11 protein-coding genes are annotated in these 11853 nt (G+C 65.5%); 1 reads left to right on the top strand and 10 read right to left on the bottom strand.

Annotation, left to right across the window (positions count from 1 at the left end; all coding sequences use genetic code 11):
* Positions 1-56: 56 nt before the first annotated feature.
* The 3 genes from Q0030_RS07625 to Q0030_RS07615 all read right to left on the bottom strand — a co-directional run bounded on the left by Q0030_RS07625 (position 57) and on the right by Q0030_RS07615 (position 3217).
* Entirely contained in the window at positions 57-917 is an 861-nt protein-coding gene (locus tag Q0030_RS07625) for a sugar phosphate isomerase/epimerase (RefSeq protein ID WP_298364938.1), read from the bottom strand.
* 3 nt (positions 918-920) lie between these two features.
* A complete protein-coding gene (locus Q0030_RS07620; RefSeq protein WP_298364936.1) occupies positions 921-2267 on the bottom strand; it encodes an MFS transporter in 1347 nt (448 codons plus the stop codon).
* A 77-nt stretch (positions 2268-2344) separates the two neighbouring features.
* Complete coding sequence (locus tag Q0030_RS07615) at positions 2345-3217, bottom strand: phytanoyl-CoA dioxygenase family protein (protein WP_298364934.1); 873 nt, start codon at positions 3215-3217, stop codon at positions 2345-2347.
* Between the two features lie 97 nt (positions 3218-3314).
* Here Q0030_RS07615 and Q0030_RS07610 point away from each other — a divergent pair, with 97 nt between their 5' ends.
* Complete coding sequence (locus Q0030_RS07610; RefSeq protein ID WP_298364932.1) at positions 3315-4325, top strand: LacI family DNA-binding transcriptional regulator; 1011 nt, start codon at positions 3315-3317, stop codon at positions 4323-4325.
* Positions 4326-4374: 49 nt separating this feature from the next.
* Here Q0030_RS07610 and nuoB read toward each other — a convergent pair whose 3' ends face one another.
* The 7 genes from nuoB to Q0030_RS07575 are packed head-to-tail and all read right to left on the bottom strand — an operon-like array spanning position 4375 to position 11787.
* On the bottom strand, positions 4375-4908 hold the full coding sequence (gene nuoB / locus Q0030_RS07605) for an NADH-quinone oxidoreductase subunit NuoB (RefSeq protein ID WP_298364930.1): 534 nt from the start codon (positions 4906-4908) through the stop codon (positions 4375-4377).
* Between the two features lie 12 nt (positions 4909-4920).
* Positions 4921-6432: an NADH-quinone oxidoreductase subunit C gene (locus Q0030_RS07600; RefSeq protein WP_298364923.1), complete on the bottom strand. Its 1512-nt coding sequence runs from the start codon at positions 6430-6432 to the stop codon at positions 4921-4923.
* A gap of 16 nt (positions 6433-6448) precedes the next feature.
* Positions 6449-7897, bottom strand: coding sequence for a hydrogenase 4 subunit F (locus Q0030_RS07595; protein WP_298364921.1), 1449 nt, complete (start codon positions 7895-7897; stop codon positions 6449-6451).
* On the bottom strand, positions 7894-8556 hold the full coding sequence (locus Q0030_RS07590) for a hydrogenase-4 component E (protein WP_298364919.1): 663 nt from the start codon (positions 8554-8556) through the stop codon (positions 7894-7896). Before Q0030_RS07590 ends, Q0030_RS07595 begins: the two co-directional genes overlap by 4 nt.
* A complete protein-coding gene (locus Q0030_RS07585) occupies positions 8556-9512 on the bottom strand; it encodes an NADH-quinone oxidoreductase subunit H (RefSeq protein ID WP_298364916.1) in 957 nt (318 codons plus the stop codon). The genes Q0030_RS07590 and Q0030_RS07585 overlap by 1 nt, the downstream gene beginning before the upstream one ends.
* Positions 9503-11518: a hydrogenase 4 subunit B gene (gene hyfB / locus Q0030_RS07580; protein WP_298364910.1), complete on the bottom strand. Its 2016-nt coding sequence runs from the start codon at positions 11516-11518 to the stop codon at positions 9503-9505. The genes Q0030_RS07585 and hyfB overlap by 10 nt, the downstream gene beginning before the upstream one ends.
* A complete protein-coding gene (locus Q0030_RS07575; protein ID WP_298364908.1) occupies positions 11515-11787 on the bottom strand; it encodes a helix-turn-helix transcriptional regulator in 273 nt (90 codons plus the stop codon). The genes hyfB and Q0030_RS07575 overlap by 4 nt, the downstream gene beginning before the upstream one ends.
* Positions 11788-11853 lie beyond the last annotated feature (66 nt).

The raw sequence follows: 11853 nt of genomic DNA, 5'->3' as shown, positions 1-11853 counted from the left end.
CTTCGCGGCGTTCTGAATGGCGCTTCGCCGTAGCATGCCGCTGCAGCTTCTCAGGATCAACTCGATGACGCGCCGTTCGGCTCGTTCGCGATGCGATCCCACAGCGCCCGGATCATGTCCTTCATGACCAGCGCGTCCTGCCAGCGGTCGGACAATTCCCTGCCGTCGGGCCCGGTGATGGCATAGGGCGGGGGGCCGAGCTCGCACAGGAAGGTCAAGGTCGCATCGGGCCCGGCGCGCTTGCGCCAGGAACGGATGCCGTAGTCCCACCAGCCCATGAACAGCGCCACCCAGCCCTGGTGCTGCGGAAAGCCGAGCGAGACCTGCACCTGCTCGCGGCTCGCGATGCGGCCGTGGATGCCCCAGGCATTGTCGAGGATGCGATGGATCATCGCATGATTGACGTCGTCGATCGGCCAGGCGAATTCGCGTCCGACCAGATAATGCGAGAGATCGGCGGTCAGCCGTAGATCGGGAAAGCAGTCGAGCAAATCGAGCATGAAAAACAGGTCGGTCGTCATGCGGTCGCGATGGGTCTCGACATGCACGGCGACGCCGGCCTCCGCGGCAAGCCGCCGCCAGCCCTCGAGCAGCGGAATACAATCGGAAAGCCGGCGCGGACGAATATCCGGCTGCAGGTTGATGTGATCGGCGCCGAGCTGCGCCACCAGCTCGAGCACCGGCTTCAGGTCATCGACGCCCTTCGGATAGCATTGCGCCTGCCAGATCATGCCGTGCGCGCGCAGGAAGCCCGTCACCTCGCGCGCGAAGGCGGGATCGATGAAGCGCACGCCAGCGCCGTCAAACCCGGCATCGCGGATCATCGCGAGCTGGGTTTGCAGCGGCCACTCCGGTTCGTCCGCCAGCCGCCGCTCCATCGCCCAGAGCGATTGGAGGACGCGCAGTTGCTGCGCCACCGGTCAGGCCCGCGCCGGGATCGCCGCGGGCAGCTCGGCCTGTTCGCTCGCGTCTTCGGCGATGTTCTCCTGATAGGTCTCGGGCCCGATCCAGATCGCAACCACCGTGCAGGCCGACAGGAACATCGCGTAGCAGGCGACCGGCCACCAGGTGCCGTAGGCCGCCACCAGAGCGGTGGCGACGAACGGCGCCGGGCCGCCCGACAGCAGCGAGCCGAGCTCGCGGGCGAAGGCAAAGCCGGCGAAGCGGCGTTGCGGCGGGAACAGCTCGGCGAAATACGCCGCCTGCGGTCCGAACATCGCCGCCGTCACCACCGCGCGCGCCAGGATGAAGGCGAGCGCGATCATGATCCATTCCTTGGTGCCGACCATCCAGAAGAACGGGAAGGAAAGCGCCACGCCGGCCAGCGCGCCGAACATGTAGACCGGTCGCCGTCCGATCCGGTCCGACAGGGCCGCAAAGCCGAGGATCGCAAACAGCTCGACCGTGAAGGCCAGCATCAGCGCGCTGAGCGCCTCCGCCTTCGGCACGCCCAGCGTGGTGATGACGTAGCTCAGGCCAAACACGGGGAAGAAATAGCCGAGCCCGTTTTCGGCCATCCGGGCGCCGAGCACGACGAAGAAGTTGCGCGGGTGCTGGCGCAACGCCTCCATCGCCGGATTGCGCTCGACCTTGCCGCGCGCAACCACCGCCTGGGTGTACACCGGCGTCTCGGTGATCCGCATGCGGACGAAGATGCCGACGACGATCAGGAGGAAGCTTGCCAGGAATGGCAGGCGCCAGCCCCAGCTCATCAGGTCTTCGCGCGGCAGCATCGTCACCAGCGCGAAGGCGGCGGCGGCGAGCAGATTGCCGACGGAGACGCCGAGCGGCGCGAAGCCGCCCCAGAAGCCGCGATGCTTCGGCGGCGCGTTCTCGACCAGGTAGATCACCGCGCCGCCATACTCGGCACCGGCGCCGAGGCCCTGGATGACGCGCATTGCGACCAGAAGGATCGGCGCCCAGACGCCGATCTGCGAATAGGTCGGCAGGAAGCCGATCGCGGTGGTGCCGATGCCGATCATCAACAGCGTCGCGACCAGCACCGGCTTGCGGCCATAGCGATCGCCGAGGATACCGAACAGCAGGCCGCCGAACGGCCGCACCACGAAGCCGACGCCGAAGGTCAGGAACGACAGCAGCGTGCCGACCACCGGATCGCTCTTCGGAAAGAACAGCTCGCCGAACACCAGCGCGGCCGCGGTGCCGTAGAGGAAGAAATCGTACCATTCGAGCGCGGAGCCGATGCTTGCGGCCAGGATCACACGCAGGCGCGATGTGCGAGCGCCATCTGTTGCCATCTCGGTCATTCGTTTCCCCGTTGTTTTGGTTTTTATGTCTTGAAAGCAGCAATGCCCGCGGCTTGCCGCGGGCATTGTCGTCAGTGTCAGGCGGCGCGCGTGAAGTAGGATTTCTTCGACGCCGACTGGGTCTCGTAGATCGATCCTTGTCGCTTGGCCGGCGGCAACGGCATCCGTACCGGTACGTCGGTCAGCCGTGGGGTAACCACCGGCGGCCCCGCCAGCAGGCGGCTGTTGAACTCGTCAAAATCCTTCACGCCCACCAGCGGCCAGGCGTCGCTGGCGGCCACTTCATAGAGCAGCAGATTGCGCGGCCGGTCCGATGTGTTGGTCGCCGAGCCGTGCAGCGCGCGCACGTGGTGGAACGACATGCTGCCGGCCTTGCCCATGCAGGGCACCGCGCACTTGATGTCGTCCTGGATCTGGTCCGGATCGATCAGGCCCGCGAAGCAGCCGTCCTCGCCGTGATGATCCCACATCGTGCGGCCGGTGTGCGATCCCGGCGTCACCAGCATCGGGCCGTTCTCGATATCGCAATCGTCAAGCAGCACGCCGATCGCGAGGATGTCGTCATTGGTGTGCGGATAGAACGCCCAGTCCTGATGCCACTCGACCGGCGAGCCGTATTGCGCCGACTTCATATTGAGTTTTGAGCCGTGCAGCCGGAGGCCGGGACCGATCAGCTTGGTCAGGATCGAGATCACGGCGGGGCTGCGGACGATCTCGTCGAAGATCGGGTGCACCTTGTGCGGCGCCTTGATGCGGCGGACGCGCGGGGTCTCCGGCGTATGGCCCGGCTCGAGGTCGTAGACATCAGTGTGTTCGCTGACCGCGGCGGCGCCTGCCACCAGCTCGGCGAGTACCGTGCGGACCTTGCCCAGGGTCTCCTGGTTGAGCACCTCGGGGACCACGATCACCCCGTCGCGCTTGTAGGCCTGGGCCTGCTCGTCCGAAATCATGCCGTTTCTCCCTTTCTGCTCCATGTTAGCGCTAACATTGAGCGATGCTAGCGCTAACATCGTGGCTTGGCAACCCGGAATCGTGCAGGGTCGGGCCATGAGCTCCGACCTGACCGAATCCGGGACCGGCCCGACCGGTGCCGCGCCCACCCTTTCAGAGGTGGCCAAGCGCGCCGGCGTCTCCTCGATCACGGTGAGCCGGGTGGTCCGGATGCCCGATCTGGTTGCCCCGGAGACCCGGGCGCGGGTCGAGCGGGCGATGCGCGACCTCGGCTATGTCCCGAACCTGGTGGCTGGCGCGCTGGCGAGTGCGCGGACCAATTCGGTCGGCGTGCTGGTGCCGACCATCGCCAACTCGATCTTCGCCGACACGGTGCAGGGCCTGTCCGACAAGCTCGAGCCGCTCGGCTTCTCCGTGATCCTGGCGCAGTCGCGCTATGATGCGGTACGCGAGGACCGCGTGCTGGCGGCGCTGCTGTCGCGGCGGCCGGAGGCGATCATCATGGTCGGCTCGCCGGCAACGGAAGAGGGCAGCCGCCTGCTGCGCAATGCGCGGATCCCGATCGTCGAGACCTGGGACCTGCCGGCCAACCCGATCGATGCGGTCGCGGGCTTCGACAATTACAAGGCCGGTGTCGCTGTCGCGAAGCATCTGGTTGCGCAAGGGCGCAGGCAGCTCGCCTTCATCGGCGGCGATGATCCGCGCGGCACCCGCCGCTGGTTCGGCTTCAGGGACGAGGCGCTGGCAAGCGGTCTATCCGAGCCGCGACGGCTGATCCTCGACCGCAAGGACTCCGGCAGCGTGGCGGCGCATGCGCGCCTGCAAGATGTCGACGCCGTGTTCGCCGCCAACGATGCCCATGCGATCGGCTTCATGTCGGGGCTGCGCAAGGCCGGGCTGTTGCGCGACGGGCCTGCATCGGCGCAGCCGGTCGCCGTGATCGGGCTTGGCGATCTCGAGATGGGCCAGCTGATCTCGCCGACCCTGAGCACGATCAGCGTGCATGGCGACGCGATCGGCCGTACCGCCGCAACGCTGACGCTGGAGCGTGGCGGCGAGCGCCGCATCGATCTCGGCTTCGAACTGGTGCTGCGCAATAGCGGCTAGCGATCGCCGCCGCCACAGGCGGGCGCAGGTCGCTAACGCGTCTCTGCTCTCACCTTGCCGCGACGTCGGAGTCTACCGCCTCGAGTAGGGTGACGAGGCCACGCAGAATGGCCATCGGCGAAGGAGGGCAACCCGGAATATGGAGATCGACGGGGACAACCGCCGAGACCCCGCCAACCACCGCATAGCTGCCGGCAAAGCATCCGCCATCCCTGGCGCAATCGCCCACAGCGACGACCCATTTGGGATCGGGGGTCGCGCGGTATGTGCGCTCCAGCGCCTCGCGCATGTTCTGCGTGACCGGACCTGTGACGAGCAGGACATCGGCGTGACGCGGCGAGGCGACGAATCGGATTCCGAACCGTTCGACGTCGTAATACGCATTGCTCAATGCGTGAATTTCCAGCTCGCATCCGTTGCACGAGCCTGCATCGACCTCGCGGATCGAGAGGCTGCGGCCGAGGCGTCGTCTTGCGGTGTGGCCGACCATGGCCGCGAGCTCCGCAAGCGCAGCATCGTCCGGCCGCGGCGCTTGCTCGGTCAATGGTTGGCGAAACAGGCTCTGGAATAGCAGTTTGCGCATCGCTTCCAGTCCTCAGAGGTCCTGCCCTGAATAGGAGCAGTTGAATGACTTGTTGCAGAGTGGAAAGTCGGCCACGATGTTGCCTTCGATGGCGGCCTCGAGCAGGGGCCACTGAAACCACGACGGATCGCGCAGATGACATCGCTCGATCCGGTCGCCGCTCAGGCGCAGCCAGGCCAGGATGTCGCCGCGGAAACCCTCGACGAGCGCCATGCCTTCGCACGGTTCCGTCGCAGCTTGCAGCGACACCCTGACCGGGCCGGCCTCGAGGCCGGCGAGGATCTGGTACGCCAGCGCAAGGCTCTGCTCAACCTCGCGGACCCGGATCCAGACCCGGGCGTTGACGTCGCCGTCGCTGAGAACGGGGACTTCGAAATGCAGGCCATCATAGGGGAGATAGCCGGGCCGGCGTCGGGCGTCATGGTCGCGGCCGCTCGCACGCCCGACATAGCCACCGGCGGCGAACTGCCGGGCGAGCGCCGGGGTCACGATGCCGGTGCTGACGGTACGATCCTGCAACGAGGCGGTGTTGTCATAGAGTTCGACCAGCGCGGGGAAATGCTGGCGAATCTGGTCGAGCGCAGCCCGGATGGCATTGGGTCCATCGCTGGCGATGTCGCGCGCGACGCCGCCGGGAACGACAAGGTCGCGCATCAGGCGGTGGCCGAATGCAGCGTCGGCCGCGCGCAGCACGCATTCGCGCAGCACGGCGCAATGCGCCTGCATCAGCGCAAATGATGCATCATTGCAGATCGCACCGATGTCACCGAGGTGATTGGCCAGGCGCTCGAGCTCGGCCATCAGCGCGCGCAGCAAGAGCGCGCGGGGCGGCACCGCAATCTGCTGCGCGGCCTCGACGGCTTGCGCGAAGGCCAGCCCATAGGCGACCGTGCTGTCGCCGGAGACCCGGCCGGCGAGCCGCGCGGCCTGCTCGATGGTGCTCCCCGTCATCAATCCTTCGACGCCCTTATGGGTGTAGCCGAGCCGTTGCTCCAGGCGGACCACGGTCTCGCCGTTCGCCGTAAAGCGGAAGTGTCCGGGCTCGATGATGCCGGCATGCACGGGGCCGACCGCGATCTGATGCAGGCCGTCGCCTTCGGCCGGAAGGAATTGATACAGCGCCGGATCTGGCGATGCATCAAGACGCTCACCCAGCGGGAAACGCATTTGCCATCGGCCGTGATCGAGCCAGGGGCGGGGGTCCGGCGTGCCGGCGGCCTGAAGCCCGAACAGGTCGTGGGTGGTGCGCTCCAATCGAAGCGCCGGAGGATGATAGGCCGCGACCGACGGGAATCGGCGATCGGGACAATCCAGGCTGATCACGCCGATGTTGGAGGTGCGGTCGTCGAGGATGGCCATATGCACGCATGATGGTTCGCCCCATAGCCCGAGCAGGCTCAAGCCGCCATCGGCGAGGGCACCAGCGGCGGAGCGCCAGGCATCGCCATCCACCACCGCGCGCGGCCATGGATGGTGCCGTTGGACAGCGCGGCCTGCCTGGATCAGATCGATCAACGTCGGCATGTCCCGTTCTCCCTCGCTACCCCAGAAGGTTGGCGACGTGCTGGAACCAGACGACCAGCGGTCCCGGAAGGTAGATGCCCGCAGTCAGCACCAGCGCGAAATGCGCGAACATCGGCAAGTAGGACGCATCCGCCGGTGCGACATTGCCGCGCGGCTCGCCGAAAGCAAGGCTGGTCAGGCGCAGGATCAGCGCGCCGAAGGCGAGCAGCAGGCCGAAGACCAGCGGGATGGCGAGCAGCGGCTGGCGCGCAAAGGTGGAGCTGACGATCAGAAATTCGCTCATGAAGATGCCGAGCGGCGGCAGGCCGGCGATCGCGACCACGCCGATCACGAGGCTCCAGCCGAGCGCTGGATGGGTCTCAGTCAGGCCGCGAATGTTGGCGATCCGCTGCGTGCCTTTGACCTGCGCGATGTGGCCGACCGCGTAGAAGATTCCCGATTTGGTGAGGCTGTGCATCACCATGTGCAGCAGGCCGGCAAAGTTGGCGAGCGGCCCGCCCATACCGAACGCAAACACGATGATGCCCATGTGCTCGATCGAGGAATAGGCAAACAGCCGTTTGATGTCGCGGCGGCGGTAAAGCATGAAGGCCGCGAACAGGAGCGAGGTCAGTCCCATCGTCACCATCAGCGGGCCCGGCGATATCGCGTCAGGATTGGCGGCGAGCAGGATCTTGAAACGAAGCACCGCATAGAGCGCGACGTTGAGCAGCAGGCCGGACAGCACGGCGGAGATCGGCGTCGGGCCTTCTGCGTGCGCATCCGGAAGCCAGGCGTGCAGTGGCGCCAGGCCAACCTTGGTGCCGTATCCGAGCAGCAGGAAGATGAAGGCGACGTTGAGCAGTGCCGGATCGAAGGTTGCGGCGCGGCTGATCAACACCGTCCAGACCATGGCGTCCTGGCCCTCGCCGATGATCGGCAGCGCGGCCATGTACACCAGGATCGTGCCGAACAGCGCGAGCGCGATGCCGACGCTGCCGAGGATGAAATACTTCCAGGCTGCTTCCAGCGCCGCATGGGTTCGGTAGATGCCGACCATCAGGACGGTGGTCAGCGTGGCGATCTCGACCGCGACCCACATCAGGCCGATATTGTTCGACACGAATGCGAGGTTCATGCCGAACATCATGACCTGATACATGGCATGGTAGAATCGCAGATAGCCCGGCGTCAGCCGTCCGGTTTCGAGTTCGTGGGCGATATAGCTCGCGCTGAACACGCTGGTCGTGAATCCCACGAAGGTGTTGAGCACGATGAAGACGATGTTGAGATCGTCGATCAGCAGGTATTGGCCAGGCTGCGGGCGCTCGATGACGAGCAGCGAAAGCGCGGCCAGCAAGGTGCCGAGACTGGCCAGGATATTGATCCCCGCGGTCAGCCGGTAGCCGGGCAGCACCGCAAGCACCGCCGCGGCACAGATCGGTATCAGCAGAACCCAGGCGACGGCATCCGACGCCGCAGTCATCGACGCTCTCCCCTGAATTCATCGAGCGCGCCGACGTCGACGGTGTCGAACCGCTCCCGGATCCGGAACAGGAACACGCCGATGACGATGAATGCGATCAGGATCGAGAACGCAACGCTGATCTCCACCACGAGCGGCATGCCCTTGGCGCCGGTCGCGGCCAGCACCAGGCCGTTCTCCAGCGACATGAAGCCGACGACCTGGCTGACGGCGTTGCGCCGCGTCACCATGACGAGCAATCCCAGCAGCACCACCGACAGCGCGAAGGCGAGGTCTTCCCGCGCCAGCGGATCGGCGGCGCCGGTCACGCGCAGCATCACCATCATGGAGAGGGCGACGAGCCCCATGCCCGCCAGCATGGTCAGGCCGATACCTACCGAGGTCTCGATATCGCGATGAATGCCGAGCTGCTTGACGATCCGGTGCAGCGCCACCGGGATGATGGTCGCCTTGAAGACCAGCGCGATCACCGCCGTCACGTAAAGATGCGGCGCGTTCTGGACGAATGCCTGCCAGGCGACGGAAGCCGCGAGCACCACTGCATGAAGCGCGAAGATGTTCAGCAGCGCATACAGGCGGTCCTGGTACAGCATCATGAAGCTGATCAGCACGAGGCCGCCGGCGAGCAGATGGGCGATGTCGAAGGCGAGGTTGTGCATCAGAAGCCCCGTGACACGAACCGAAGCAGCGTGCCGAGCAGCCCGAGCATGAGCGCGGCGCCGAGGAACTCGGGGACACGGAAAACCCGCACCTTCGCCGTCGCGGTCTCGAACACGGCAAGGAGCAAGCTTGCGATCGTAAGCTTGACGATGTAGGCGGCGACGCTCACCAGGTAGGACAGCGGACCTGCGCCTTCCGTGGTGATCTGCCAGGGGAAGAACACGCAGATGATCAGGGAGATGTAGAGCAGCAGCTTGAGAAAGGCGCCGAACTCGATCATGGCGAGGTGACGCCCGGAATACTCGAGGATCATCGCCTCGTGCACCATGGTCAGCTCCAGATGGGTCGCCGGGTTGTCGACCGGGATGCGCGCGTTTTCGGCAAGCGCCACCATGATGAGGGCGATCATCGCCATGCCGAGCGAGACGCGGAGTCCCACTTCGGACGACGCCATGAAGGTCGCGACCGTCGACAGCTGGGTCGAGCCGGCAATCAGCGCGACGCAGAACACCATCAACAACATGGCTGGCTCGGCCAGTGCAGCGATCATCACCTCGCGGCTGGAGCCGATGCCGCCAAAGCTGGTGCCGACATCCATGCCGGCAAGTGCGAGGAAGAAGCGCGCGCTGCCGAGCAGGGCGACGATCGCGATCAGGTCGGCGCTCCAGTTGAACTCCAGGCCGGTTGCAAATGTCGGGACCAGCGCCGCAGCGACCCAGATCGCCGCGAACGTCACATAGGGTGTGACGCGGAACAGCCAGGACGCGTTTTCGGCGAGCACGACCTCCTTGCGTAGCAGCCGCAGCAGGTCGCGATAGGGCTGGAAGACCGACGGTCCCCTCCGGCGCAACAGGCGGGCCTTGACCTTGCGTACGACGCCGGTCAGGAGCGGCGCGAGCAACAGCACGAGCGTCATCTGGCCCAACTGAACGAGGATGTCCGAGATCACGACCATATCGCGACGACCAGCAGCAATGTGATGAGGGTTACGAAGACCAAACTGAGGTAGCGGCGGATGGTCAGGAACTGGAGCTGGTTCAGCCGATCGGCGAAAAACCAGACGACTTCAGTCACTGGCGTATACAGCCGCTCCCAGACCAGATCGTGCATATCGACCCTGAAGCGGGCCGGCCGCAGTTCGCCCGGCGAAGGCATGTCGACATGCTCGCGGGCCTGGAAAACCAGGGTGCCGAACACGCGGCGGATCGGTTGGACGAAGCTCGCTCCCGAATACTGTGCGGCCGGTGTCGGATCGGTGAAGCCACAACCCCAGGCCGGTCCGCGCCGGATCGCGCGCGAGGCAAAGCGATGGATGAAATACACCGCAAGCGACGCCGCGGCCGTGATGAAAACAAAGACGAGCAATCCGTTGTAGGAACTGCGGCTCTCCTCGATCGGCACGATCGAGAACCAGGGGTCGTTCGCCTGGAGCGGCATCTGGTGGCCGATAATGGCCATCGCGACCGGCGAGAGCGCGTCGATCACAACGCCCGGCAGAACGCCGGAGAGGAAGCAGAGCACGGCGAGGCTGAACATCGCGGCAAGCGAATAGCGATCGACCTCGCCGGCGGCTTCCGCGGCCCGGCTCCGCGCGCGGCCGAGAAACGTGATTCCGAAGGCCTTGACGAAGCACGCGGCCGCGAGCGCCGCCGCCAGCGCCAGCAATGCGCCGACCGCGGGCACCATGATCTTCAGTAGCCATTGCGGCAGATCGGGGCTCTGCAGGACGGCTTGAAACATCAGCCATTCGGAGACGAACCCGTTGAACGGCGGAAGCGCCGAGATCGCAACGCAGCCGACGAGAAAGACGAAGCTGGTGAGCGGCATGCGGTGAATCAGGCCGCCCAGCTTCTCCATGTCGCGTTCGCCGGTCGACGTCAGCACGGCGCCGGCGCCGAAGAACAGCAGGCTCTTGAAGAACGAATGGTTGAGGACATGGAACAATGCCGCCGTGAAGGCGAGGGCTGCTGCCAGGCCGAGGCCGTTCGCCTGAAATGCCAACGCCAGGCCGAGACTTGCGAAGACAACGCCGATGTTCTCGATCGTGCTGTAGGCCAGCAGGCGCTTGAGATCCTTCTCCATCAGTGCATAGAGGATCCCCATGACGGCAGTCGCGCCGCCGAGGATGAGCACGACGACACCGGCCGACCAGCTTGGCGGCCCGAGCAGATCGAACACGACGCGGATGAATCCGTAGATCGCGACCTTCGTCATCACTCCGCTCATCAGGGCCGAGACATGGCTCGGTGCGGCGGGATGGGCCAGCGGCAGCCATACGTGCAGCGGAACCAGGCCGGCTTTCGATCCGGCGCCGAGCAGCATCAGCGCAAGCACCAGTGCGGCCTCGCGCGGGGTGTGCTGGGCGCCGCGGATGGCCGCAAAACTGTAGCTGCCGCCCGCTCCCGCCAGCAGGCCGAAAGCGAGCAACAGAGCCAGCGTCCCGAAGCTTGCCATCAAGAGATAGACGTAGCCCGCGCGCGCGTTGTCTGCCTCACGGTGATGCGACATGACGAGCGCCCAGGACGCGAGCGACATGAATTCCCAGCACAAGAGATAGGTGAACGCATCGTCGGCCAGCACGACGAGATTCATCCCGGCCAGGAACGCCGGAAAGAAGGGCAGGATGCGCTGAGGCGCGGACTCGTGATTGCCATAGCCGAGGCCATAAAGACTTGCGGCCGCACCGCCGAGATTGACCACGGCGAGAAAGAATGCGGCGAGCGCGTCGAGGCGGAAATGCGATCCCAGCCACGGCAAGCCGACCGGTAACGTCAGTGTGGTCGCGCTGGTGTGGGAGATGAGCGCGAACAGGGCTCCGGCCAATGCGACCAACGAAATCGCAAAGGTCGCGCCGTAGACAATGACTGTCGATCGGCGCGATCGGCTCGTTGCGATCGCGAGAGCGGTCGTTCCCAGCAGTGCGGCAACACACCAGACCTGCTGAGTGACCGCCGGGATCATGTCTGCACCTTCGGCGAGCTGGATCCGGCCTTCAATCGCACGCCGCGGCCGCCGCCGTTGCTGACGGTACCCTCGTTGATGACTTCGACCCCGGCCGTGCCGAGCGCGTCGATCAATTTCACAAGCGAGTCGACATTGCCGCGAATGGTGCCTTCGCTCGCCTCCATGCGCTGGATGGTCGGCACCGAAAGTCCGGACAGCTCGGCGAGCTGCCGTTGGTCGATGCCAAGCAAGGCTCTGGCAGCCCGGAGCTGCGCCGCGGTGATCATCGATTGATGCCGTCGATTGAGAGTCGAGTCTATTTGAGTGTCATTTATGCACACCAAGTAATGATG

This window comes from uncultured Bradyrhizobium sp. (genome assembly GCF_947648125.1).
Lineage (GTDB): Bacteria > Pseudomonadota > Alphaproteobacteria > Rhizobiales > Xanthobacteraceae > Bradyrhizobium.
The sequence above is the reverse complement of the archived record's forward strand: the minus strand, read 5'-3'. Positions and strand labels throughout refer to the sequence as shown.

Bases quoted from the DNA above. Each gene is read 5' to 3' on its own strand.
- Q0030_RS07585 (WP_298364916.1), bottom strand. From the start codon at position 9,512: ATGGTCGTGATCTCGGACATCCTCGTTCAGTTGGGCCAGATGACGCTC.
- Q0030_RS07600 (WP_298364923.1), bottom strand. From the start codon at position 6,432: ATGCCGACGTTGATCGATCTGATCCAGGCAGGCCGCGCTGTCCAACGG.
- Q0030_RS07620 (WP_298364936.1), bottom strand. From the start codon at position 2,267: ATGACCGAGATGGCAACAGATGGCGCTCGCACATCGCGCCTGCGTGTG.
- Q0030_RS07590 (WP_298364919.1), bottom strand. From the start codon at position 8,556: ATGCACAACCTCGCCTTCGACATCGCCCATCTGCTCGCCGGCGGCCTC.
- nuoB (WP_298364930.1), bottom strand. From the start codon at position 4,908: ATGCGCAAACTGCTATTCCAGAGCCTGTTTCGCCAACCATTGACCGAG.
- Q0030_RS07575 (WP_298364908.1), bottom strand. From the start codon at position 11,787: ATGATCACCGCGGCGCAGCTCCGGGCTGCCAGAGCCTTGCTTGGCATC.
- hyfB (WP_298364910.1), bottom strand. From the start codon at position 11,518: ATGATCCCGGCGGTCACTCAGCAGGTCTGGTGTGTTGCCGCACTGCTG.
- Q0030_RS07595 (WP_298364921.1), bottom strand. From the start codon at position 7,897: ATGACTGCGGCGTCGGATGCCGTCGCCTGGGTTCTGCTGATACCGATC.
- Q0030_RS07610 (WP_298364932.1), top strand. From the start codon at position 3,315: ATGAGCTCCGACCTGACCGAATCCGGGACCGGCCCGACCGGTGCCGCG.
- Q0030_RS07615 (WP_298364934.1), bottom strand. From the start codon at position 3,217: ATGATTTCGGACGAGCAGGCCCAGGCCTACAAGCGCGACGGGGTGATC.